General features: G+C 65.1%; 19 protein-coding genes. 6 read left to right on the top strand and 13 right to left on the bottom strand.

Annotated elements, in window-relative coordinates:
- Positions 1 to 73 precede the first annotated feature (73 nt).
- From FJ492_RS24985 to FJ492_RS24955, 7 genes are all read right to left on the bottom strand, one after another.
- Positions 74 to 673, bottom strand: a complete 600-nt coding sequence (locus tag FJ492_RS24985) for a VOC family protein (protein WP_140746367.1) — start codon at positions 671 to 673, stop codon at positions 74 to 76.
- Between the two features lie 80 nt (positions 674 to 753).
- Positions 754 to 1590 carry an ATP-binding cassette domain-containing protein gene (locus tag FJ492_RS24980; RefSeq protein ID WP_140772755.1) on the bottom strand — a complete coding sequence of 279 codons (837 nt, stop codon included), beginning with the start codon at positions 1588 to 1590 and terminating at the stop codon, positions 754 to 756.
- Entirely contained in the window at positions 1583 to 2461 is an 879-nt protein-coding gene (locus FJ492_RS24975) for an ABC transporter ATP-binding protein (protein WP_140772752.1), read from the bottom strand. The genes FJ492_RS24980 and FJ492_RS24975 overlap by 8 nt, the downstream gene beginning before the upstream one ends.
- Positions 2458 to 3306 (bottom strand): ABC transporter permease, encoded by an 849-nt coding sequence (locus tag FJ492_RS24970; protein WP_140510598.1) that lies wholly within the window; start codon positions 3304 to 3306, stop codon positions 2458 to 2460. Before FJ492_RS24970 ends, FJ492_RS24975 begins: the two co-directional genes overlap by 4 nt.
- Positions 3299 to 4306, bottom strand: coding sequence for an ABC transporter permease (locus tag FJ492_RS24965; protein ID WP_140772750.1), 1008 nt, complete (start codon positions 4304 to 4306; stop codon positions 3299 to 3301). The genes FJ492_RS24970 and FJ492_RS24965 overlap by 8 nt, the downstream gene beginning before the upstream one ends.
- Before the next feature lie 155 nt (positions 4307 to 4461).
- Positions 4462 to 5991 (bottom strand): ABC transporter substrate-binding protein, encoded by a 1530-nt coding sequence (locus FJ492_RS24960; protein ID WP_140746382.1) that lies wholly within the window; start codon positions 5989 to 5991, stop codon positions 4462 to 4464.
- Positions 5992 to 6100: 109 nt separating this feature from the next.
- The gene (locus FJ492_RS24955) at positions 6101 to 7675 is read right to left on the bottom strand and encodes an NAD(P)/FAD-dependent oxidoreductase (RefSeq protein ID WP_140772748.1); all 1575 of its coding nucleotides are present in this window, start codon (positions 7673 to 7675) and stop codon (positions 6101 to 6103) included.
- A gap of 118 nt (positions 7676 to 7793) precedes the next feature.
- Between FJ492_RS24955 and FJ492_RS24950 the strand changes: the two genes are divergently transcribed.
- The 6 genes from FJ492_RS24950 to FJ492_RS24925 all read left to right on the top strand — a co-directional run bounded on the left by FJ492_RS24950 (position 7794) and on the right by FJ492_RS24925 (position 18419).
- Positions 7794 to 8585, top strand: coding sequence for a cyclase family protein (locus FJ492_RS24950; RefSeq protein WP_140772746.1), 792 nt, complete (start codon positions 7794 to 7796; stop codon positions 8583 to 8585).
- 206 nt (positions 8586 to 8791) lie between these two features.
- Positions 8792 to 10363 carry an NAD(P)/FAD-dependent oxidoreductase gene (locus FJ492_RS24945; protein ID WP_140772744.1) on the top strand — a complete coding sequence of 524 codons (1572 nt, stop codon included), beginning with the start codon at positions 8792 to 8794 and terminating at the stop codon, positions 10361 to 10363.
- Positions 10363 to 10845, top strand: a complete 483-nt coding sequence (locus FJ492_RS24940) for a MarR family transcriptional regulator (protein WP_140510587.1) — start codon at positions 10363 to 10365, stop codon at positions 10843 to 10845. Before FJ492_RS24945 ends, FJ492_RS24940 begins: the two co-directional genes overlap by 1 nt.
- A 44-nt stretch (positions 10846 to 10889) precedes the next feature.
- Positions 10890 to 13043 (top strand): indolepyruvate ferredoxin oxidoreductase subunit alpha, encoded by a 2154-nt coding sequence (locus tag FJ492_RS24935; RefSeq protein ID WP_140718482.1) that lies wholly within the window; start codon positions 10890 to 10892, stop codon positions 13041 to 13043.
- Positions 13036 to 14616 carry an indolepyruvate oxidoreductase subunit beta family protein gene (locus FJ492_RS24930; RefSeq protein ID WP_140772742.1) on the top strand — a complete coding sequence of 527 codons (1581 nt, stop codon included), beginning with the start codon at positions 13036 to 13038 and terminating at the stop codon, positions 14614 to 14616. The genes FJ492_RS24935 and FJ492_RS24930 overlap by 8 nt, the downstream gene beginning before the upstream one ends.
- A 392-nt stretch (positions 14617 to 15008) precedes the next feature.
- Positions 15009 to 18419: an acyl-[ACP]--phospholipid O-acyltransferase gene (locus FJ492_RS24925; RefSeq protein WP_140772740.1), complete on the top strand. Its 3411-nt coding sequence runs from the start codon at positions 15009 to 15011 to the stop codon at positions 18417 to 18419.
- A gap of 53 nt (positions 18420 to 18472) precedes the next feature.
- Here the strand turns inward: FJ492_RS24925 and FJ492_RS24920 are convergent, their stop codons facing one another.
- From FJ492_RS24920 to FJ492_RS24895, 6 genes are all read right to left on the bottom strand, one after another.
- Entirely contained in the window at positions 18473 to 19711 is a 1239-nt protein-coding gene (locus tag FJ492_RS24920; protein ID WP_140772738.1) for a DUF1501 domain-containing protein, read from the bottom strand.
- 46 nt (positions 19712 to 19757) lie between these two features.
- Positions 19758 to 21251 (bottom strand): DUF1800 family protein, encoded by a 1494-nt coding sequence (locus FJ492_RS24915; protein ID WP_140772736.1) that lies wholly within the window; start codon positions 21249 to 21251, stop codon positions 19758 to 19760.
- Positions 21252 to 21364: 113 nt separating this feature from the next.
- Positions 21365 to 21646, bottom strand: a complete 282-nt coding sequence (locus tag FJ492_RS24910) for a hypothetical protein (protein ID WP_140746409.1) — start codon at positions 21644 to 21646, stop codon at positions 21365 to 21367.
- 110 nt (positions 21647 to 21756) lie between these two features.
- A complete protein-coding gene (locus FJ492_RS24905; protein ID WP_140772734.1) occupies positions 21757 to 22212 on the bottom strand; it encodes a periplasmic heavy metal sensor in 456 nt (151 codons plus the stop codon).
- On the bottom strand, positions 22209 to 22661 hold the full coding sequence (locus FJ492_RS24900; protein WP_140772732.1) for a hypothetical protein: 453 nt from the start codon (positions 22659 to 22661) through the stop codon (positions 22209 to 22211). Before FJ492_RS24900 ends, FJ492_RS24905 begins: the two co-directional genes overlap by 4 nt.
- A gap of 113 nt (positions 22662 to 22774) precedes the next feature.
- On the bottom strand, positions 22775 to 23317 hold the full coding sequence (locus tag FJ492_RS24895) for an RNA polymerase sigma factor (protein WP_140718490.1): 543 nt from the start codon (positions 23315 to 23317) through the stop codon (positions 22775 to 22777).
- Positions 23318 to 23322 lie beyond the last annotated feature (5 nt).

Here is a 23322-nt window from a genome sequence, read left to right as displayed (position 1 = left end):
CTTTTATGTCGAAATGATTATGCGGCCTGGGTGGCGCGCTTGCCGTGACGTCTTGCAAGCGCGCCGCGAGAGATCATTTCTCCGGATTCTTCGGACTCCACAGCACGGTCTCGGCACCCTTCTCATAGGCCATGCCCGTGGGATAGCTGATCGCCTCGAGTTGCAGCCCCCACGGCGCCTGGAAATAGAGGATGGTCTGGCCGGCGGCGGGTCCTTCCTTGACCGGCAGCGGCCCCATCCTGGTCTTGACGCCCTTGCCATTGAGATAGGCTTTGGCGGCGGCGACATCGTCGACATAGAAGGCGATGTGGAAGCCGCCAATGTCGCTGTTTTTCGGTGTCAGATCCTTCTGGTCGGGCGCGGTATATTTGAACAGCTCGATGTTCGATCCATAGCCGCAACGCACCATGGTGACCTGCTCGATGACAGCCTTCGGATCGACGCCGAGCAGGTCCTGCATGAAGGTGCCCTTGTTGTCGGCGAACGGCCCAAACGACATCGCCTTCTTGCAGCCGACGACCTCGGTGAAGAAGTCGACCGCCTGCTTCATGTCGGGAACCGTGATGCCGGTGTGATCGTGGCCGCGCATGCCGGGGATCGAATCCGCCGAGGCCATGCCGGCGCTGCCAAGGATGGCAGCAGCAAGCGTTGCAAGTGCGATTGTGGTCTTCATGTCAGTCCTCCTCCATTTGGCGGGACTTGATCCTTTTCCAGTCGCACGTCCGAGGCCCGCTTCTCGGCATGCGTTCGCCTTCATGTCGGCGCCTTGCCTGTGGAAGGGATGTCCAGCCAGCCCGCATCGATTTCCGGCAGCGGAATGGCTGCGATGAGATCGCGCGTGTAGGCCTGCCGCGGCTTGTCGAACAAGGCGTCGGTGGCGCTCGCCTCGACGATGCTGCCCTCGCGCATGACGATCACCTGTTGGCAAAGCCGCCGGATTACCGACAGATCGTGGCTGATGAAGGCGACCGTCAGGCCCATCTCCGCGGCAAGCTTCTCCAGCAAGGTGAGGATCTGGGCCTGCGTCGACACGTCGAGCCCGGAGACGATCTCGTCGGCGAGCACGAATTTCGGCGACAGCGCCAGCGCGCGCGCAATGCCGACGCGCTGGCGCTGGCCGCCTGACAGTTCGTGGCGATAGCGGCTGGCGAAGCTTTGCGGCAGGCCGACGCGTTGCAGTGCCTCCGCGACGCGCACTTTCAGATTGTCGCCAAGCCCGTTCTGACGGAGCGGTGCGGCGATGATGCTGGCGATGGTGCGGCGCGGGTTGAGCGACGACATCGGATCCTGGAAGATCATCTGCAGGTCGCGGCGCAGTGGCCGCAGTGCCGCTTCCGGCAGATGGGTGATGTCACGGCCCTCGAAACGGATGCTGCCGGCGCTCGGTTCCAGCAGCCGCACCAGCGCGCGGCCGAGCGTCGATTTGCCGGACCCGGATTCGCCGACTATGCCGGTCACCGAGCCGCTGGGCAGGTCGAAATCCAGGCCTTTCAGAATCTCGGCCAAAGGTGCGCGGCCGATCAGCGGCTTGCGCGTCATGTCGGGCAGCGCGACCTTCAGCCCGCGCACGGAAAACAGCGGCTCAGCCATGCGGGCGCCTCCAGGCCTGATCGGCGGAAGCGATTTCGGCGGCGAGACCGGCCAGCACCGTCTCGTCCACGGGTTTCAGTGAAGCGAAGGGATCGGTGTAGCGCGGCGTCGCGGCCATCAGCGCGCGCGTGTAGGGGTGCCGAGGTGCCGCGAAGAGATCAGTGGTTTCGGCTTCCTCCACCACCTTGCCGGCATAAAGAACCGACACTTTCTGGCTGATCTTGGCGACGACGCCGAGATCATGGGTGACGAACAGGATCGCGGTGCCGTGCTCGCGCTGCAACGCGACGATCAGCCGAAGGATCTGCTTCTGCACGGTGACGTCGAGCGCCGTGGTCGGCTCGTCGGCGACGATCAGCCGTGGCTCGGCGGCGAAGGCGGCGGCAATCAGCACGCGTTGGCGCATGCCACCGGACAGTTCGTGCGGATAAGTCTTCAGCACGCGGTCGGGGTCGCGGATCTGCACCTCGTCCAGCAATTGCCGGATACGCCGATCGGCCTTGTCGCCGCTCCAGCCGAGGATGCGCACCAGCCGGTCGGTCATCTGCGGGCCGATGCGGCGCGAGGGGTTGAGCGCGGTCAGCGGATCCTGCGGGATCAGCGCCGTGCGCGCGCCGATCAGCGTGCGCCGCGCCTTGGGCTGGAGTTTGCCGAGGTCTTCGCCCTCGAGCCGTATATCGCCTTCGACGATGCGCACGCTCGATGGCAAGACGCCGAGCACCGCCTTGCCGATCATCGTCTTGCCGGCGCCGCTTTCGCCGACGAGCGCGCGCACCTCGCCGGGTTGCACGGAAAGCGAAACAGAACGCAGCACGCGCTGGCCGTTGGCCAGCACGGCGCTCAGATTGGCGATGTCGAGACAGGCGCTCATCGCAGCACCGGATCGAAACGGGTCTTCAGAGCTTCGCCAAACTGGCTGAAGGACAACACGGTGAGGATCAGCGTGATCAGCGGGAAAACCAGCACCCACCATGCCTGATGGATCGAGAGACGGCCCTCGGCGATGATGCCGCCCCAGGTCGGATCGTCGGTCGAGATCGACAGATTGACGAAGGACAGGATCGCCTCGACGATGACGGCGATACCCATTTCAAGCGACAGCAGCGCCACGATCGACGGCACCACATTGGGCAACACCTCGCGCAGCATGATGCCGATGCGGCCGTAGCCGGCGATGCGGGCATTCTCGACATAGTCCATGCGCGACTGGCCCATGGCTTCGGCGCGGATCACGCGGCAGAAGCGCGTCCAGTCGATGATCGCGATGGCGAGAATGACAGAGCTTAAGCCGGTGCCGAGCACGGCAACCAGCAGAATGGCGAACAGCACCGGCGGGAAGGCCATCCAGACGTCGACGATGCGCGAGATGATACGATCCGCCCAGCCGCCGAAATAGCCAGCGATCAGCCCAAGCATTGAGCCGACGACGCAGGCGGCGATGGCCGCCGCAAAAGCAACGATGAAGGCGATGCGGCCACCAAAAATCAGGCGCGAGAGCAGGTCGCGGCCGAGGCTGTCGGTGCCGAGCCAATAGCCGGGCTCGGCACCATCGAGCCAGAACGGCGGCAACCGCTCCAGCATCAGGTCCTGCGCCAGCGGATCCTGCGGCGCGACCAGCGGGGCGAAGATCGCTGCCAGCAGCGCCAGCAGCAGCCAGCCTCCCGCCAGCCATAGCTTTACGCCTGCGCCATGTCGCGAGATGCGTGCCTCATCCATGGCGCAGCCTCGGATTGAGCAGCGCATACATCATGTCGACGGCAAGGTTGATCAGCACGAACAGCAGCGCGAAGACCAGCACGATGCCCTGGATCAGCGGCAGGTCGCGGTTGATGACGGCATCGATGGCCATGTTGCCGAGCCCCTCATAGGAGAACAGCCGTTCGACGATGACGGTGCCGCCGATGAGGAAGGTGAATTGCACGCCGACCAGGGTCAGCGTCGGCAGGGCGGCGTTCTTCAGCGCCTCGCGCAGGATGACCTGCGTTTCCGAAAACCCTTTGACCCGCGCCAGCACCACATAGTCGAGGTCGAGCACTTCCTTCAGCGACTGTTTCAACAGCTGCGAGATGATTGCCGCCAGCGGCAGCGCCAGGGCAATCGCCGGCATCAGCATGTGCTTCAAGAGATCCCAGGTGAGGTCGAAGCGCAGCCGCAGCAGGCTCTCGAACAAATAGAACTGGGAGACGAAGGGCAGGTCGAGTTGCGGCGACACGCGGCCCGAAATGTCGAAGATCGGCACCAGCACGCCGAACAGCAGGATCAGCACCAGGCCCCAGAGGAAATCGGGAATGGAAAGCGCTGCACCGCTGGCGATGTCGATGCCGGCTTCGACCGCCCTACCGCGTTCGCGGGCGCCGAGTATCGCCGTCGTGCCGCCGATCGCCACCGCCATGACAAGCGCGACGATGGCAAGCTCAAGCGTCGCCGGCAGCCGGTTGAAGACGAGGCCGAGCACATCTTGCCGCAGCGAGATCGAGGTGCCGAAATCGCCCCTGGCGACACCGGACAGCCAGATGAAGAATTGTTGCACGATTGTCTTGTCGAGCCCGTACAGCGCCCGCAGCCGGGCGATGTCGTCATTGCTGGCGCCCGGCGGTAGCATCATGGCAATCGGATCGCCGGGTGCCACGCGGATGACCACGAATACGACGACGGCCACGCCGAACAGCGTGATCAGCATCGTCGCAAGACGGATCAGGAATCGTTGCAGGAGCATTCTGGCGTTGGCCTAGCGTGTTCTAACGAGCAGCCCCTCATCCGGACGCCTCGCGGCCACCTTCTCTCCGAGGGGGGAAGGTGGCCCGAAGGGCCGGATGAGAGGGCCTGCGCAAGTTGCACGCCGTCTTGCGACGGCGTGCCTTGTCGTCTGTCTCAGGCCGGCGTCATCAGCGCCGGCAGCAGCGCGCCTGAAATATGCTGCACCACGTTGACGCCCTTGGCATGCACGATCGGCTGCGCGTACTGCATCAGCGGCAGCACATAAGCCTGCTCGGCGATGTATTTGTCGACCGCCTTCCACCCGGCGATGCGCTTGGCTTCGTCCTTCTCTCCCCACAGCGGGTTGATCATGTCGATCAGGTCCTGGCTGTCCCAGACCGAATGCGGGCTCGGTCCATACATGGCAAAGCCGGTCGAGGTGGTCGGATCGCCGATGGCGTTGCCCCAGTTGTAGAAGGCCGCGGGCGCGAGCTTGTCGGCGGCGCGCAGCTCGTAGTGCTTGGCGATCTCGTAGACCTCGATCGTCGCCTCGATGCCGACTTTGCGCCACATGCCGACGATCGCCTGGATCATCTCATAATCCTTGGGCTTGAAGCCCTTGGTCGTCTGGATGGTGAACTTGACCGGCTTTTCCGGCGAATAGCCTGAGGCGGCCAGCAGTTCCTTGGCCTTTTCCGGATTGTGCTCCACCTTGATCGAGGCATCGAAGGCCGTGTATTCCGGCGTTTCCAGCGTGGCGATCGGCTGGCCATAGCCGCGCAGCAGCCGCTTGACCAGAAGCTCCTTGTCCACCGCCATGACGGCTGCCTGGCGCACGTTCTTGTCGAGCATGGCTTCGATGTCGTTGAAGAAGATCATGCCAATATCGGAAACATTCTTGATCGAGCCGGCGAGCCCCTCCTTGGCGATCAGCCGGTCATACTCCTCGTAGGGGATTTCGAGCGTCACCTGCGAGGAGCCGGATTCAATCTCTGCCACGCGGCTCGCCGCATCGGTGACGAACTTGATCGTCACATTCTCGAAGGCCGGCTTGCCGCCCCAGTAGTTGGGATTGGCTTTCAACCGCAGGAAGGCGTTGCGCTCGAATTTTTCGACCATGTAGGGGCCGGTACCGATCGGCGCCTTCTCGAAACCTTCGGCGCCGACCTTCTCGTAATAGGCCTTCGGCATGATGTAGCCGGTCAGGAACGACATCCATTTGAAATAGACCGGGTCGAACTGGACGACGTCGCCTGATATCTTGTTGCCGTCGATCTTGAAATTGCTGACGTTCTTCCAGACGAACTGGATCGGGTTCCCGGTCTTCTCGTCGCCCGCCCGCTGCAGCGACCAGACCACGTCTTCCGGTGTGAACGGCGAGCCGTCATGCCATTTCACGCCTTCGCGCACTGTCATCATGATCTTGGTGCGGTCCTCGTTCCAGCCCCATTCCGTCAAAAGGCCAGGCGCGAAGGACAGGTCAGGCTTCTGCGGGATGAACTGGTCGAACACCGACTGGTAGAGGCCCTGGATGGTCGGGTTGACGGCCGACGGTCCGGTGGTCGGATCCCAGGACGGCAGGTTGACGTTGTAGGCGATGGTCAGTTCGCCGGCGGCAGCCCGGGCGATCTTCGGCAGGCCGACGGCGGCCACGCCAAGTGCCGCGGCACTGTATCCCAGCAATTCGCGTCTGTTGATTGTCATGGTCGTTCCCCTTGTTGGTTATTGTCGTTGCGCAGCTTCGTCCGGTTATTGGTTCGGCTTCGTCGGCAGCAGCGCCTTGCCTCTCGTCGCCTTCATGAAATCGTCTGGCCTACCTCCCGCCAAGCTGTTGCGCGAGCATGAAGCCCGAGGCGGCACCCGTGCCGGCACCGGGCCATGTCGCGGCGCCGGTGAGATGCAGATTGCTGACCGGCGTGTTCCAGCCGGCATGGCCGCGCGCCGGACGGAACAAGAAGTTCTGCGCCAGATTGTGGCTGCCGCAGAGCTGGTCGCCACCGACGAGGTTCGGGTTCTCGCGCTCGAGATCGATGGGCGAAAACACCGCGCGATCGAGGATTTTTGCGCGCAGGCCGGGCGCGTAGGTTTCGATGATGTCGAGCACCCGGTCGGCGTAGGCCTCCTTGACCTCGTCCCAATGCGCTGGCGCGATCTTGGCCGAGGCGTCGCCCGCGATTTCGGCGGGCAGCATGCGCACCTGCACCCACAGAACATGTTTGCCTTCAGGTGCCCGGGAAGGGTCGACCGCCGTCGGCTGGCCGACGACCAGCACCGGTTCGTCAGGCAACATGCCTGCCACCGCCTGTTGATAGGTGCGCGACATCTGGTCGAGCGACGGCGCCAGATGCACATAGGCGAACTGGCGCAACTCTGCCCCGGCGCGCCAGTCCGGTAGATCGTCCAGCGCCAGGTGGATCATCATCGTGCCCGGCGCATGCCGAAACTTCTGCATCGCCATGTCGAAGCCGGTGTCGCCGGAACCGCCGGGCAGCAGCTTGCCGGACAGCGCCTTGGGCGCCACGCCTGCAATCACCGCCCTGGTGGCCGTATGCGTCTCGCCGGAAGCAAGCCGCACACCTGTCGCCTTGCCGCCGGAGACCGTGATCTCGGCCACCTCGGCGCTGGCAATGATCCTGCCGCCGGCGGATGTCACCATGCCGGCCAGCGCCCGGATGATCGTATCGGCGCCGCCCTTGCCCAGCACCATGCCAAAACTCTGGTTGGCCATCGATTCCAGATAGGGAAACACAGCACCGCCGGCGATGTCGGGCGCGAAGTCGAGATGCATGCCCCAGGTGGCGAGCGTCGCCCTGATGTGTGGAGACTCGAAATTTTCCTCCAGCCAGGCACGCGGCGAAGACAACAGCAGCCGGCCGGTGTCGAGCGCGCCCGAAACACCCTTCTTGCGCCACAGGTTCCATGCGGTGCCCGCAAGCGCCCGGGCGCTTATTGGCGATCCCAGCAGCTTGAACAAATGCTCGGCTTCGGCCGGGAAGGCGGCAACCAGCCTGCGCCATGTCGCGGCATCGGCGGCCGAAAAGGCAGCCATGCGGCCGGCGGTCTTTTCCAGATCGTTGCTGACGCCGAACCAGCGCCCATCCGGAAAGGTGCTGGCGAAACAGTCGGCGACCGGGGCGAATTCCAGCCCCTGCGCTTTCAATTCATTTGCATATTTCCGGTGGAACGCCGAGCCGGCGAACAGGCTCAGATTCATCGCGCCGAAATCGTGGCGGAAGCCTGGGAGGGTGAACTCGCGAGTCTGGACGGCGCCGCCGATTGTTGCGCCGCGTTCGAAAACCCCGGTTTTCCAGCCCTTGAGCGCCAGATGCGCGGCGCATGCCAGAGTGTTATGGCCCGCCCCGACAAAGATGGCGTCGAACTCGCTCACGCCCCGTTCCCATTTCCTTTATGCTTAAAGATAATTGCAGATGCATATGTTTTCGTCTAGTAGGATATTAAGGGCCGAGACGAGCCTTGATCATGTCAGCCAAGAGGGAACAGAGACCATGGACAGCCAAAAACTCCTCGGCGAAGTCGCCGCCCAGCTTCTTTCCGGCGCCATCAAGGTGGTCGACCTGACGGCGCCGCTCGGGCCGGACACACCGCTGATCAAGCTGCCGCCGGAACTTGCCGTCGACACGCCGAAGGTCGAGATTCATTCGATCTCCCGCTATGACAAGAACGGTCCATGGTGGGCGTGGAACTGGCTGAAGCTTGGCGAGCATTCCGGCACGCATTTCGACGCCCCGCAGCATTGGATCTCCGGCAAGGATTATCCGGACGGCGCCACCGACACCATTCCGGCGCAGAATTTCATCGGTCCGGTCAATGTCATCGACTGTTCGAAGGAGGCCGCCGCCGATCACGATTTCCTGCTCACCGTCGACCATATCAAGGCCTGGGAAGCCAGGCATGGCGCGATCAACGCCGGCGAGTGGGTGGTGATGCGCACCGACTGGTACAAGCGCAACGGCTCGGAAGCCGAATTCCTCAATGCCAACGAAACGGGCCCGCACACGCCCGGCCCGACGGCGGAAGCCATCCAGTTCCTGATCAGCAAGGACATCAAGGGCTGGGGCTCGGAGACCATCGGCACGGATGCCGGCAAGGCCGGCGGCATGGAGCCGCCATTCCCGGCGCATACGCTGATGCACAAGGCCAACCGCTACGGCCTTGCCAGCCTCTGCAATCTCGACCAACTGCCGCCGAAAGGCGCGATCCTGATCGCGGCCCCGCTCAAGATCGAGCACGGCACCGGCAGCCCGATCCGCGCACTGGCGCTGGTTTCGGGCAAATAGGGCGAGGGCGGTCTTCGGGAGAAGATCATGGTTGCAGGTGATGGTGTAGTGACAAAGGGAACAAAGGGAGAGCGCCGGCCGCGTGGCGCTGGCGCTCTACGGCACCCCCCTCTGTCCTGCCGGACAGTCCGGCAGGACAGAGGGGGGCGCGAAGGAAAGCAACCTCGCGCACTTGAACTCCGCCTCCCGGCGGGGAGCGACCTTCAATGAACGCCCCCGATCACATCATCGTCGGCAGCGGCATCAATGCGCTGGTCTGCGCGGCGATGCTCGGCGGCAAGGGCGCCAAGGTGCTCGTGCTGGAGCGCAACGACCGCATCGGCGGCTGCATGCGCACCGAGGAGATCACCGCGCCCGGCTTCATTCACGACGTGATGGCGACGACTTTCGTTCTGTTCATCACCTCTCCGGCATTCGCGGCACTGGGCGCCGATCTCGCCCGGCACGGGCTGGAGTTCTGCCATACCGGCACGCCGACCGGAGTGCTGCGGCCGGATGGCAGCCACGCGGTGCTCACCACCGACCGTGCCGCCAACATCGCCGCGCTTAACAGGATCGCTGCTGGCGACGGCGACCGCCACGCGGACGATGTCGGCGGCATCGAGCGCAATGCCGGCCTGCTGTTCGGCCTGCTCGGCGGCGCGCTCTGGTCCTATCCGACCGCGAAGCTGCTGGCCGGCGACGCCTGGCGGCGTGGTCCCCGCGGGCTTGCCGCCTTTCTCGGCGACGCGCTGGTGCCGGCGCGTAGCTGGCTGGAAAGCACTTATCAGTCGGAGATAGTCCGTGCGCTCTGGGCGCCGTGGGTGCTGCATGCCGGGCTTGGTCCCGAAGACGCCTTTTCCAGCCAGATCGCCAAGGTGATCGCCTTCGCGCTGGAGGCGGCCGGCGCGCCGATCGTCAAGGGCGGGGCGCAGAACCTGCTGTCGGCTTTCGAGGCGCTCATCAAGGAATGCGGCGGCGTCATTTCCACCGAAGCGGACGTTGCCTCCATCCTCATGGCCGGAGGTCGCGCCACGGGTGTGCGGCTGGCCTCGGGCGAAATGGTTCACGCCGCCAAGAGCGTCATCTGCTCGGTCACGCCGACGCAGCTTTACGGTCGCCTGCTCGGCAAGGACGCTCCGAAGGGCGACATCGAAGCGACGCGGAAGTACCGCTATGGCAAAGGCAATTTCCAGATCCACTACGCCCTCGACAAGCCGCCGTCCTGGCGCGGCGAGGGCCTCGACAAGGTGGCGCTGCTGCATCTGACGCCTGGACTGGACGGCGTGTCGAAGGCTTGCAACGAGGCGGCGTGCGGCATGCTGCCCGAAGTGCCGACCATTTGTGTCGGCCAGCCGCATGCGCTCGACCCGTCGCGCTGCCCGCAAGGCAAGGCGATCCTGTGGCTGCAACTGCCCGAGGCGCCGCGCCACATCAAGGGCGACGCCGCCGGCAAGCTGCAGGCACCGGCTGACGGGCAATGGACCGAGGCGCTGCGCGAGGCCTATGCCGATCGCGTCGAAGCGATCCTCGCCAGCCATATCGACGGCTTCAACGACAGCATCATTGCGCGCGGCGCCTATTCGCCGGCCGATCTCGAAACGATGAACATCAACCTGGTCGGCGGCGACCCTTATGGCGGCTCCTCTGCTATCGACCAGTCGTTCCTGTGGCGGCCGTTCAAGACCAGCCGCAACCACCAGACCGGCATCAAGAACCTCTACCATATCGGGGCCTCGACCCATCCCGGTGCCGGTCTCGGCGGCGGCTCCGGTTTCCTGCTGGCGGGGAAGCTGTGATGGAACAGAAGGTCGCCGAAAAACGCCAGCGCATTTCGACCCTCGGTCAGATCGGCCTGCAGCAATTCGCGCCCTATCTGATGAACCGCATCATGGGCCGCTACAACGCCACCCTGCGTGATGATTTCCGCAAGCAGGGCCTGACGATTTCGCAGGTGCGCACGCTCGCCGTGCTGTCGGTCGCCGACGGCGTCACCGTCAACGACCTCTCGGTCTATACTGTCATCGAGCAGTCGACCTTGAGCCGCACGCTGGACACGCTGGAGGGGCAAGGGTTCGTGCGGCGCGAGCAGGGCGTCACCGACAGCCGCATCCGCCACGTGTTCCTGACCGACGAGGGCCGAGCCGAGTTCACCCGCGCCTGGCCGGCCATGCATGACGCCTTCGAGGCCATGTTCGACGATATCGACGACGCCGAATATGCAGCACTTATCGCCACGCTTTTGAAGATGCTGAAGAACATTCGCAAGCACGACATCTAGATGTACGCGCCGCCGGCTGTCGGCGGCAACGGAAGGAGGCAGAGATGGCTGAACGGTCTTTTGCCAAGGAAGTCGAAAAGCTGAGGCTCGGCGCCGGCGAGGAATTTGCCGGCGAGGGCATTCTCGCCATCACCAAGGCGCTGCTGCAATGCGGCGTCGGCTATGTCGGAGGCTACCAGGGCGCGCCGATCAGCCATCTGATGGATGTGTTGGCCGATGCGCAGGACATTCTGGGCGAGCTCGGCGTGCATTTCGAGGCGAGCGCCTCGGAAGCCACCGCCACAGCCATGTTGGCGGCCTCGGTGCACTATCCGATCCGTGGTGCCGCGACCTTCAAGTCGACGGTCGGTACGAACGTTGCTTCCGACGCGTTGGCCAATCTCGCGTCCGGCGGCGTCACCGGCGGCGCGCTGATCATCGTCGGCGAGGATTATGGCGAGGGCTCCTCCATCATGCAGGAGCGCAGCCATGCCTTCGCCATGAAGAGCCAGGTCTGGCTGCTCGACCCGCGCCCCAATTTGCCATCCATCGTCAAGGCGGTGGAGGATGGTTTCGAGCTGTCGGAAATCTCCAACACGCCTGTCATGCTGCAGGTGCGCATTCGCTGCTGCCACGTGCATGGCCATTTCATCGCCAAGGACAACAAGCGTCCGTCGATGACGGTTGCCGATGCACTCGATGCGCCGCGCCGCGACACCGGACGCATCGTGCTGCCGCCCGCCTCCTTCCTGCACGAAAAGGAGAAGGTGCAAAAGCGCTGGCCGGCGGCGGTGGATTTCATCACCAGGAACAAGATCAACGAGTTCTTCGGCTCGGACCACGGCTCGGTCGGCATCGTCATGCAGGGTGGCATGTACAATTCGGTCATCCGTGCGCTGCAGCGGCTCGGACTTGCCGACACCTATGGCGACACGGATGTGCCGCTCTACGTGCTCAACGCCGTCTATCCGCTGATCGACGACGAGTTCCTCGCCTTTTGCGAGGGCAAGCAGGCGGTGCTGGTGGTCGAGGAAGGCCAGCCCAACTATATCGAGCAGGCCTTTGCCGCGATGCTGCACAAGGCGGGGCGCGGCACCAGGCTGGTCGGCAAGGAGCATCTGCCGATGGCCGGCGAATATACCGGCCAGGTCATGCTCGACGGCATCGGCGCCTTCCTGCGCGCAGAAGCCCCGCATCTTTTGCCGGGCGAGGTGCGCGCGCCCAACAAGGTTGGCGACGGCGTCGACACGGCTGATCTGATCAACGTCGTGCCAGGCCGTCCGCCCGGCTTCTGCATCGGTTGCCCCGAGCGGCCGATCTTCGCGGCGACCAAACTGGTCGAGCAGGAACTCGGCAAGCACCACATCGCTTCCGATATCGGTTGCCATTTGTTCTCGATCATGCCGCCTTTCGAGCTCGGCTCCACCACGATGGGCTACGGGCTGGGGCCCGCCTCGGCCTCGGCGTTCAATTCGCCCGACGCCAAGCGCCGCTCGATCTCCTTCGTCGGCGACGGCGGCTTCTGGCACAATGGCCTGACCTCCTCGATCGGCAATGCGGTGTTCAACAAGAATGACGGCGTCATCGTCATCGTCGATAATTTTTATTCGGCAGCCACCGGCGGGCAGGACATCCTGTCGTCGCGTGCCGGCAATAGGACCAAGTCGACCAAGCATCCGATCACCGAGGCGGTGAAAGGCATGGGCGTCAAATGGCTGCGCCATGTCGACCGCACCTACGATGTCGGCAAGATGCAGGACACGTTGCGCGAGGCGCTGACGACGGACGAGAAGGGGCCAAAAGTCATCGTCGCTTCGTCGGAGTGCATGCTCAATCGCCAGCGCCGCGAAAGGCCGCTGGTCGACAAGGCGATCAAGGGTGGGACGAGGGTCGTCAAGCCGAAGTTCGGCGTCGACGAGGACATCTGCACCGGCGATCACGCCTGCATGCGGCTCTCCGGCTGCCCGTCGCTGTCGGTGAAATCGCTCGACGATCCGCTGCGCGACGATCCGGTCGCATCGATCGACCAGAACTGCGTCGGCTGCGGCAATTGCGGCGAGGTGGCGGACGCCGCCGTGCTCTGCCCGTCCTTCTACCGTGCCGATGTCGTGCACAATCCAAGCCGCTGGGACCGTTTCCTGGAAGCGACGCGCCGCGCGACGATCGGCTTGCTGCAGAGGCGGCGCGAAAGCCGGCGCCTGATATTCGCCGATGCTTGAGCCTGTTCCTTCCTTGCATCCCAGGTCCGGTGCTGCCGATGAGCCGGTGATCAAGCTCGCCGTGCTGGCCGTTGGCGGCCAGGGCGGCGGCGTGCTGGCCGACTGGATCACCGATGTCGCCGAGCGCAATGGCTATGTCGCGCAATCGACCTCGGTCGCCGGCGTCGCCCAGCGCACCGGTGCCACCATCTACTATATCGAAATGGCCCGCGACACCGGCCGCCTGCCGGTCTTCGCGCTGTCGCCCTCGCAGGGCGATGTCGACATCTTGATCGCCGCCGAACTGATGGAAGCCGGCCGTGCGATCATCAGGGGGTTCGTCACCCCCAACCGCACGACGCTGATCGCTTCCTCGCATCGCATCGCCGCCGTGTCGGAAAAGATCGAACCGGGCGACGGCCGCGCCTCGTCGTCCAAGGTTCACGCCACGGCGGAAACCGCGTCGAAGCGCTTCATCGCTTTCGACATGGAAGAGATCGCCGCCGACAACGGCTCGATGATCTCGGCCAGCCTGCTTGGCGCGCTGGCCGGCTCCGACGCACTGCCGTTTACCCGTGAAAGTTATGAACAGGCGATCGGCACCGGCGGCCGTGGCGTCAAGGCCAGCCTCGCCGCCTTTAGCGCGGCGTTCGATCGCGCGCGGGGCTTGGCGGCAGCACCTTCGTCAAAGCCGGCGGAGCCAGCGATTGTCGAATCCGCCCAGGGTACTGGGCGCGTGAGCGGTCCGCAAAATCTGCTGCAGGGATGGCAGGCGCTGGTTGCTCGCATCGACCTGATGCCCCTGGCCGTGCGCGACATGGCGCTTCGCGGCCTGAGAAAGGTCGTCGACTATCAGGACATCGCCTATGGCCGCGAATATCTCGATCGGCTGGACAAGGCCGTCGCGCTGGACAGCGCCGGCCACGCTCATGTTCTGTCCATCGCCGCGGCCAAGCATCTGGCCAATGCCATGTGCTATGACGACATGATCCGCGTCGCCGATCTGAAAACGCGCTCGACCCGCGACAGGCGGGTGCGCAAGGAGGTTGGCATCAAGGCCGGTTCGGTCCTGCAAGTGACCGAGTATTTCCATCCGCGCATCGAGGAGTTCTGCGGCACGCTGCCGGCGGGGCTCGGCGGCTACATCGAGAACCGGCCCAAGCTCGCCGGCTTTCTCGACCGCCGCATCAACCGTGGCCGCCGCATCCGCACCGACAGTTTTGCCGGCTTTGCCGCCCTGTGGCTCATCGGCGGCCTGCGGCGCTGGCGCCGCGGCCTGCTGCGCCATAAGGTCGAGCTTGCCCATCTCGATCGCTGGTACACACTGGCGCTTGGCTACGTGCCGGCAGAGTACGCGCTTGCCATCGAAATCCTCAACTGCCGCCGGCTGATCAAAGGCTACAGCGACACCCATGTGCGCGCCCAGTCGAAATTCGACCGCGTACTCTCTGCTCTCGACCTGCTCGAGGGCCGCGACGATGCCGCCGACTGGATACGCCGCCTGCGCGAGGCGGCGCTGAAGGACGAGAAGGGCGACATGCTGGACGGCGCGCTGAAGACCGTGGCGACGCTGGGGTCATCTCCAGTCACCTGAGTTTCAGCGGGTGACCTCCGCCGATCGCGCCGTCCAACCGCCTTCGTGACTCTGGCCACGGCAACACGGCTGGCCGCCACCGCTGCATCTCCTCGCTCATCAATCCGCTCTCTTGTGAACGGCGTTCATTTTTAACTTGAACATTGTTCACATTGTGGTAAGTTGAGGCTATGAACATTGTTCATAGGGAGAAGCGGAAATGTTGAACGGCTCCACAACAGACACCGGGCAGGGCCGCTGGCCGAAACGAGCCTAGACTTGCGATCGCCGGGAAGATCAGACGCGGCAAGAAGTTTAACCAGCTCACATTATTACAACGATTGAAACAGCGCATGAAACCGCGGGGATCACCGGAGCATCGCCGCGTGGTTCCGCCCAAATGGGAAATCGCCATGAACACGCACCTCATGCTTTCGCGGCGCTTCGCGCCGCTTTTCTGGACGCAGTTCCTGTCCGCCTTCAACGACAATTTCCTCAAGAACACTCTGGTGTTCCTGATCCTCTTCGCACTAGCCGCCGATCAGGCGGCTTCGCTGGTCACCTTGGCCGGCACCGTGTTCATGGCTCCGTTCCTGCTCCTGTCGGCGCTGGGCGGCGAGATTGCCGACCGCTTCGACAAGGCGCTCATCGCCCGCCGGCTGAAATTTGCCGAGATCGGCGCCGCCGCCGTCGCGGTCGTCGGCATCGCGCTTTCGTCGATCCCGGTGTTGATGACGGCGTTGCTGATGTTCGGCGTCATCTCGGCGCTGTTTGGGCCGATTAAATACGGCATCCTGCCCGATCATCTCGAGCGCAGGGAATTGCCCCGCGCCAACGCCTGGATCGAGTCGGCGACCTTCGCCGCCATTCTTGGCGGCACGATTGTTGGCGGCGTGGTCTCCGCCGACGGCATTGGCGTCGCCGTCTTCGGCCCGATGATGATGATCCTGGCGGTCGGCTGCTGGGCCGTCAGCCGCTCTATCCCTTCGACCGGCTCCGCCGCGCCGAACCTTGTCATCGACTGGAACATCTTCCGCTCGACATGGCGGCAAGTCAGCGAATTGCGCACCGACACGCGCATCTGGCGCGCCGGATTGATGACCTCGTGGTTCTGGCTGATCGGCGCCATCGTGCTTTCGATCCTGCCCACGCTGATCAAGGATCAGCTCGGCGGCAACGAGATCGCGGTCACCGCCTATCTAGCGGTGTTCGCCGTCTCCATCGCCATCGGCTCGGCGATCGCCGCCTGGATGTCGCAGGGCCGCATGGTGCTGCTCCCGGCGCCGGTCGGAACGGCGCTGCTGGCGGTGTTCGGCTCGCACCTTGCCTGGACGATCTGGAGCATGCAGCCCTCGCCAAAAGCCGAAACCCTTGGCCTCTTCTTCGCAGGGCCAAACACGATCCGCCTTGCGATCGACCTTGCCGGCTTGGCCATTTCCAGCGCCTTCCTGGTGGTGCCGACCTTCGCCGCCGTGCAGGCCTGGTCGCCCGAGGCGCGCCGCGCCCGCGTCGTCGCCGCTGTCAGCATCGTCAACGCCGGCTTCATGACAATGGGCGGCGTCCTCGTCGCCGCCATTCAGGCCGCGGGCGTCTCTATTGCCAGCGTGCTGTTCGGGCTTGCCGCCTTCAATGCCGTGGCCGCCTGGCTGATGTTGAAATATCTGCCGACCAACGCTTTCCGCGACTTCGTCTCCATTCTCTTCCGTGCCTTCCATCGTCTGGAAGTGGAGGGCCTGGAAAACCTCAAGGCCGCGGGCCCGGCGCCGATCCTGGCGCTCAACCATGTCAGCTTCCTCGACGGCCCGCTGGCGCTGACGCTGACCGACGAAGAGCCGGTCTTCGCCATCGACTACACGATCGCGCAGGCATGGTGGATGAAGCCGTTCCTCAAATTGACCCGCGCCCTGCCGCTCAATCCGGCCAAGCCGATGTCGACGCGCACGCTGATCAAGATCGTGCAGAACGGCGACCCGCTGGTCATCTTTCCCGAGGGCCGCATCACCGTCACCGGCGGGCTGATGAAGGTCTATGACGGCGCCGCCATGGTGGCCGACAAGACCGGCTCGATGGTGGTGCCGATCCGTATCGAGGGCTTGGAGAAAAGCCCCTTCTCGCGGCTGACGGCGCAGCACGTGCGCCGCCGCCTGTTCCCGAAGGTCAAGGTGACCATACTGCCGCCGGTCAGGCTCAAGGTCGACGACGGGCTGAAGGGACGCAAGCGGCGCGCCGCCGCCGGTGCCGCGCTCTACCAGGTGATGTCAGATCTCGTCTTCCGCACCCAGCATATCGACAAGACCGTGCTCGAAAGGATCATCGAGACGGCGACCGAGCGCGGCATGAAGCAACTTGCCGTGCAGGATCCGGTCGCCGGCTCGCTGAGTTACGGCAAGCTGCTCACTGGCGTCGCGGTGCTCGGCGAGAAGTTCGAGACGCTTTATGCCGGGCAGGACACGCTCGGTATCATGCTGCCCAACGCCAATGGCGCCTGTGCCGCTCTGCTCGGCGTCATGTCCGCCGGCAAGGTCCCGGCGATGATCAACTTCACCGCCGGTGCCACCAACATCCTGTCCGCCTGCCAGGCGGCGCAGGTAACCACCATCCTGACCTCTCGGGCTTTTGTCGAGCAGGCCAAGCTTGGCGCAATCGTCGAGGAGGTCGGCCGGTCGGTCAACGTCGTCTGGCTCGATGATCTGCGTGCAACCATCGGCCTCAAGGACAAGCTGCTTGGCCTGTTGCGCAAGACTACGCCCAGGGTTGCCCGCAAGGCCACCGACCCGGCCGTGATCCTGTTCACCTCGGGCTCCGAAGGCACGCCGAAGGGCGTGGTGCTCACCCATCGCAACATCCTGGCCAATGCCGCGCAGGCCGCCTCGCGCATCGATTTTCATTCGGGCGACAAAGTGTTCAACGTACTGCCGATCTTCCATTCGTTCGGCCTGACGGCGGGCACGGTGCTGCCGCTGGTGTCCGGCGTTCCCGTCTATTTCTACCCGTCGCCGCTGCACTACCGCATCGTGCCGGAACTGGTCTATGCCTCGAACGCGACGATCATCTTCGGCACCGACACCTTCCTCAGCGGCTATGCGCGCACCGCCCATCCCTATGATTTCCGCTCGGTGCGCTATTGCTTTTCCGGTGCCGAGCCGGTCAAGGCCTCGACCCGTGAAACCTATATGGAGAAGTTCGGCCTGCGCATTCTCGAAGGCTATGGCGTTACCGAGACGGCGCCGGTGATCTCCATCAACACGCCGATGTACAACAAATCAGGCACGGTCGGAAAAATCATGCCCGGCATGGAATACCGCCTGGAACCGGTGATCGGCGTCGAAGGTGGCGGACGGCTGTTCGTGCGCGGCCCCAACGTCATGGCGGGCTATCTCAGGGCCGAAAAGCCTGGTGTGCTCGAGCCGCTGCAGGACGGCTGGCACGACACCGGCGACATCGTCAGCATCGACGATGCCGGCTTCGTCAGCATTCGCGGCCGCGCCAAGCGCTTTGCCAAGATCGGCGGCGAGATGATTTCGCTGGCTGCCGTCGAAGCATTGGCGGGCGAGCTGTGGAAAGGATCGCTCTCGGCGGTCGCGACAGTGCCGGACCTGCGCAAGGGCGAAAAGCTGGTGCTCATCACCGAAGCCGAAAAGGCGACGCGCGCCGAGTTTCTGGCCTTCGCCAAGGCAAACGGCGCCATGGACCTGATGGTGCCGGCCGAGGTGCGCGTCGTGGCGCATGTGCCGGTGCTTGGCTCGGGCAAGATCGATTTCGTCGGCGTGACCAGGCTGGTGCGCGGCGAAGACTTCGCGCCCGCCAAGGTCGAGGCCGCCTGATCACCGGCAACAGCGAGACGGCGCCGCGGCAGAAAACGCGGCGTCGCTAGACGTCAGACAATCAGGTTCATCATCGGCTTCACCGCACCTGAGTCCGGAAACACCTTCTCGCCGAGCACTGCGGCCGAAAGTCCGAACTGGTCGGCGAGCAGGCCTTTCAGCACCGCCCTGACATCGCTGGTCGGCGCAAGGTCGCGTTGCTGGTAGAGTTGCGCGGGCTTTAGCCCCGGCCAGTCGGCGATGACGCGCCCGCCCTTGATCGCGCCGCCGGCGAGCAGCACGACGGTGCCGGTGCCGTGGTCGGTGCCGACCGTGCCGTTGATCCGCGCCGTGCGGCCGAATTCGGTGATCGCGACGATCGCCGTATCCTTCCAGCGCTCGCCGAGACCTTTTTCGAATTCCTCGAACGCACCATCGAGGCCGCCGAGCAAGGTGGCGAGCCGGCCGGTCGCGCCACCCTCGTTGACATGCGTGTCCCAGCCGTCGAAGGCGAGTGCAGCGACGCGCGGCCCGTCATCGGCCGCGATCAGCCTGGCGGCACCTTGCGCGGCCTGCCGCATGCCGGCGGCGCTGTCGAGGCCGCCTCTAGGCTTCATCGCCTTAGCGCCGATCTGGTCGTCGAGCGCCATGCGATCGGCGTCGAGGCCCTTTCGCAGCGCCACCGCCAGCACCGGATCGCGGTGCTGATAGAGATCGAGAACCCGCGCCGCAAGGTCGCCTGCTGGCGCTGGCAGCGATTGCGGCGCCCAGCCGAGCACGGGGGCTGCGCCACGGATCACCAGCGGCGTCGATGGTCCGACGGCCAGGGCGCCAAGCGTCGCCACGCGGTCGCCTGCCGGCAGGTTCTCCAGCGCCCGGTTGAGCCAGCCGGTGGCGACATGGCCAGGGCCGGCAAAACCGCTTTCCAGCACATCCTGCCCATCGAAATGCGAGCGCTCGCGATAGCCGGTCGCCGCCGCGTGCACGACCGCCGCCTGGCTTGCCTTGAACAGGCGCGCAAACACCGGCATCGCCGGATTGACCGCGAAGAAAGCATCGAGCGGCAGCGCCGCATGCGGACCGGAAAGCGACAGGGCGATGTCGCCATGCAGGCCGGCATAGTCGGGGTCGCCGACCGGACCGACCGCCGACAGGCCGTCCAGCGCGCCGCGCAGCACGATGACGACCAGGCGCGGGTCGCGGTTGTCGGCGGCGCGGGCGAAGCGGGGCAGATGCGCCCAGGCAAACAGCGCGCCGCCGGTCACCAAGACGGCGCGGCGGGAAGGGTGAGGGGTTTCACACAGCAGGCTCATGACTTCGTCTCCATGGGAGTTGTCGGCGCCGGACCTATCGCTCGAGCTATCGGCGCTGGAATTCGGGCGCCATCAGCAGCAATGCCAGACCTTGCTGCTTGGACTCGGCGCGGGCGACCGCCTGCCGCGTCTCCGGCGAGGCGGAGGGCCCGATCACCGCGTCGAGCATGTCGTTGGGATTGCCGATATCTTTCACTTGCCTGGCGGCCTGCCATGCGATGTCGAGGCGGATCTTCATGCCTTCGGCCGATGCCCAGCTGTCCGCTTGGTCGGAAAAGCCGTTCGGTCCCGGCGGCTGCCAGAGCGGCTCGCCCAATGCGTTGAGCCAGTTGAGCGACTGGCCGGGATCGTTCGGTCCCGGGCCGGCCGCCCGCCTGATGGCAGCGACATAATCGAAGGGCGAGCGCATTTTGGCCAGGGGCGTCGACCACGCCTCCGGCAGGTCGATGAGCGCCGCCGCCAGTGCCCTGAGATGGCCGTCGTTCTTGACGAACACCTTTGCGAGACGGGCGACCGCCGCCGGCGGCGGGTCATCGGCTATGAAATGCCGGGCAAGTTGCGTGGCGATGTGTTGCGCGGTCGCCGGATGACGGGCGATGTCATTGAGCGCGGTCTCGGCCTGGCCCATGCCGCCGGCCGGATAGTTCTTGCCGAGCAGCACCGCGTCGCCCGGCTCGTGCGCATTGGCGTTGAAGACGGAACTGCCGGGTTCGCCCAGCCGTCCTTCCCGCCCGGCCATCGTCCAGCCGGTCAGGATGCGCGCGAAGCTGGTGACGTCGGCCTGGCTATAGCCGCTGCCGACACCGAGCGTGTGCAGTTCCAGGATCTCGCGGGCGAGGTTCTCGTTGAGGCCGCGCTGCCGGTTCTTGCCGGCGCGGGAGTCCGGGCCGATCGACTGCTGGTTGTCGAGATAGAACAGCATCGCCGGATGCCGCTCCACCGCCACGAGCATGTCGGCGAAGCGGCCGAGCACGAAGGGCCGGATCGCTTCCCGTTCGAAGGCCCCGGCGCTGGCGCGCACGATGTTGGCCTTGGCCACGGAGACGCAGAAATGGTTCGACCAGAAATAGACGAGGCGCTCGACGAAGCCGGCCCCGGCCTGCATTGCCATGTCGAAGCGCGCCTGTGCCTCGGCCCGAAACAACGTGACTTCGACAGGCGGCACGGCGGGTTTGATCTTGGCAGCGGCCGGGGCAGCGGGCGGCGACATGCCCGATGCTGCGGGTGGTGGCATGGCCGAAGCCGAGGCTGGCGTGCCCGTTGCCGGCTGCCCTGTCGCCGTTCGCTCCCGGTCCAGCTTGCGTTGGAGATTCGCCGCCATGCTGGCCTGGATGGCAGGCGTGCTTCCCTTGAGATCGGCATAGGTGGGGTCGTCGAGCGATATCATGGCGGCGTCGAGCCGCCGCAGTTCCGCCTTGAGATAGCCGCGTGGGTCGTTCGCCAGCCTGTCGCGGTAGCCGGGTCGGGCTCCGAGGCCGAAGCGGTTGAAGGCGATCAGGGCGGGATCCGGCGGCGCGGAATCTTTAGCCTGAGCTGCCATGTCAGCGCTCCATGGTTGGATCTCATGCGAGGTGTGCGACGCCCGATTGGGCTGTTTCCCCAGCTTAAACCGGCGGCCGGGCAGGCGGGTGCCGCCCGGCCCTTCCCACGCGCTTACCAGCGGCTCCAGCGGTGCCAGTGGCGGTGCGGATGCCAGCCGTAATAAGCCGGGCCGTGCCAATAGCGGTAGCGCGGATACACCACGACACGGTTGGGAACGCAGCGCCCCCAGGGATTGGGATGCCAGCCGGGCCCGCAACCCCAGGCCACATGCTCGATCAGTGCCGGGGCGGCCGGTTGTGCCACCATCGGCATGGCGGCGGAGGTCGCAACGGTTGCTGCGGTTCCGGTCAAGGCGAGGACGGCTGCTGCCGCATACTGTGTCAGGCGGTTCATGACGTTACTCCGAATGTTCTCCGAGAAATGAAGACCTGTTCGCACCGATTGGTCTGGCAGGTCTGCCCTTCTCCCGGTTAAACGGCCTTGCGGGCGTTTTCCGTCGGTCGTCATGGTTGTTTTTTTGGCTCTGCCTTCGGCTGCGGCCCGGCCCGCCTGGCCAGCCCTTCCGCCAGCACGGCGCGATCCGCGGCCGAACCCGCCGCCGCGAATTCGATGATGCGCTGCTCAAGCCGCGTGCGCACGGCGATGTCGGCGTTGCGGGCCCGCTCCAGCGCGGCCGATAGGGCCGCCGTGTCGACAACCGGCTGGCGCAGCAGGTCGGCTGCCTCGCGCCTGGCCTGCTGACCATCGAGGATGGCCTGGCGGGATTCGCGCCGCACTTCGCGCAGTGCCTTGCGGAACAGCATGCGCTCCTGGTCTGGAAGCCGGCCGCCGGCGGCCTCCAGCGAATAGCCCTGGCCGGACTTGCCGCTTCTTATCCAGACGGCCCCGCCGGCAAGCGCCCCGGCCAAGAAGACATTCAGCACCACCGATGCGATGATGAGATTGCGGCCCGTGCTCATAGGCTCTCCTCGCCGTTTTCGGCATCGGGCCCGGCATCGCCAAACGCCGTTACATTGGCATCCAGCACATAGTGATCCGATCCGGCTTCCGGCGTGACGATGCTCACCAGGGCCAATCCGGCGACGGCGCCCGCCAGACCAATGCCGGCGAGTCCCAGACCCAGCCACCAGAACCGATGGCGCCGGCGCTGGACGAGGTGCCGGCCGGCTGCGCGTAGGATGTTGCCGTGCAGCGCCTTGCCGGGATGCTGGACGCTATAGCTGTCGAGCAGGGCGTCAAGTGTGCCGGCCTGTCGCGAAATGGCCTGGCCCGCTTCGCTTGAAGCAAAAGCTGCGGCGGCTTCACGTTCCGCTTCCGGCCAGCGGCGCAAATCGCCGCCATAGGCATCCGCCAGCGCCGCGAAACGCTTGGCATCCATTGCCGGCCCGTCTTCGATGTCTTCAGCCATTTGTTTTCCCCTTGCACCTCGGTGCCGCGTGCCCACGCGGGTCGGAAACAACGCAGACCAACCGGACGCCCGCGAGGCGGGTTGAACGTACAGTATACGGGCGCGCGCGTTTCTCAGTCATGGCCGCCATCTCCAGCCAGCATCGTCTGCAGTGACCGCCGGCCGCGCGACAGCAGGCTCTCCAGGGCATCGACACTGATCTCCAGGGTCGCGGCCGCCTCGATGTTGGACATCTCCTGATAGTAGACCAGGATGATCGCCTCGCGCTGGCGTGGCGCGATTGCCTGTAAGGCCCGCTCGACCCGATGCCCCTCTTCGCCAGGATGGGAATCGGGAAGCGGAGCGGGGTCGACAATGTCCGGCATCTCGTCGGTCACCAATTCGCGGCGCCGGCGCAGCCGGTCGTAGCAAAGGTTGAGCGTGACTCGGTGAACCCAGGTGTCGAAGCGTGCATTGCCACGCCGCCACTTCGAGGCATGACGCCAGATGCGCACGAAGGTTTCCTGCGCGACATCCTCGGCCTCCGCCGCATCGCCCAGCATGCGCACGGCAAGCGAAAGGATGCGCGGCAGCTTGCGCGCGACGAGCGCCTGCACCGCTGCGGGATCGCCAGCACCGACCCGACGAACCAGCTCCTCGTCCGGATCGGCGCTCATCGGCT

Origin of the sequence: Mesorhizobium sp. B2-5-4, assembly GCF_006441095.1 — a bacterium.
In the GTDB taxonomy this organism is placed as follows: Bacteria; Pseudomonadota; Alphaproteobacteria; order Rhizobiales; family Rhizobiaceae; genus Mesorhizobium; species Mesorhizobium salmacidum.
This window is presented reverse-complemented; position numbering and strand designations above follow the sequence as displayed.